The 1,481-nt window shown below is 54.6% G+C and carries 1 protein-coding gene; it reads left to right on the top strand.

What is annotated here, in order from left to right; genetic code table 11:
* Positions 1–1,433 (top strand): phosphomethylpyrimidine synthase ThiC (gene thiC / locus ABUA47_RS24735; RefSeq protein WP_349832285.1); only part of this gene is annotated, 1,433 nt, incomplete at its 5' end.
* Between the last annotated feature and the right edge of the window lie 48 nt (positions 1,434–1,481).

Here is a 1,481-nt window from a genome sequence, read left to right on the forward strand (position 1 = left end):
GCGGCGATGTGGAGCAGCTGTCCGAAATAACGTCGGAGTACGGGCGCATGCGCCGCGACGACCGGTCGCTCGACTCTCTGCGCTTTGAGCATATCACCCTGCCCTACCGCGCCCTTCAAGGAAAATGCTGCACACAGATGTACTATGCCAAACAAGGCATCATCACGCCTGAAATGGAGTATGTGGCGATTCGCGAGAACATGAACTGCGCGGAGCTGGGAATAGAGACGCACATCACACCGGAATTTGTACGCCAGGAGATTGCTGCCGGACGCGCCCTGCTTCCTGCCAACATCAACCATCCCGAAGCAGAGCCGATGATTATAGGCCGTAACTTCCTGGTGAAGATAAATACCAATATCGGAAACTCCGCCACCACCTCGGGCATCGAAGAAGAGGTAGAGAAAGCATTGTGGAGCTGCAAATGGGGCGGCGACACGCTGATGGACCTCTCCACGGGCGAGAACATACACGAAACGCGCGAATGGATTATCCGCAACTGTCCCGTTCCCGTGGGCACTGTCCCCATCTACCAGGCATTGGAGAAAGTGAACGGCAAGGTGGAAGACCTCACCTGGGAAATCTACCGCGACACCTTGATTGAACAATGCGAGCAGGGAGTGGACTACTTCACCATCCATGCCGGCATACGCCGCCACAATGTGCATCTGGCCGAGAAAAGGTTGTGCGGCATCGTGAGCCGTGGCGGCAGCATCATGAGCAAATGGTGCCTGGTGCACGACCGCGAGAGTTTCCTTTACGAACACTTTGATGACATTTGCGACATTCTGGCACAGTATGACGTTGCCATCTCTTTGGGAGACGGGCTGCGTCCGGGGTCTACGCACGATGCCAACGATGAAGCGCAGTTTGCAGAACTCGACACGATGGGCGAGCTTGTGCTGCGTGCCTGGGACAAGAATGTGCAGGCTTTCATCGAAGGTCCCGGCCACGTGCCCATGCACAAGATTAAGGAGAATATGGAGCGCCAGATAGAAAAATGCCACGATGCGCCTTTCTATACGCTCGGCCCCATCGTGACGGACATCGCACCGGGATACGACCATATCACGTCCGCCATCGGTGCGGCGCAGATAGGCTGGCTGGGTACGGCGATGCTCTGCTATGTCACTCCCAAAGAGCATCTGGCACTGCCCGATAAGGAGGATGTGCGTGTAGGTGTCATCACCTATAAGATAGCCGCCCATGCCGCCGATCTGGCAAAAGGGCATCCCGGAGCACAAGTGCGTGACAATGCACTGAGCAAAGCACGTTATGAATTCCGCTGGAAAGACCAGTTTGACTTGTCGCTCGACCCGGAACGTGCGTTCAGCTATTTTCATGCAGGGAAGCATGTGGATGGGGAGTATTGCACGATGTGCGGACCGAACTTCTGTGCGATGCGGTTGTCGAGAGAATTAAAAAAGAAATAAATGGGAATTGATAGAGCACTATGTTTTCAGACGAATTAGAACATATAT

The sequence above is a fragment of the Bacteroides sp. RTP31139st1_H2_RTP31139_211217 genome (assembly GCF_040227615.1).
Taxonomy (GTDB): Bacteria; Bacteroidota; Bacteroidia; order Bacteroidales; family Bacteroidaceae; genus Bacteroides; species Bacteroides uniformis.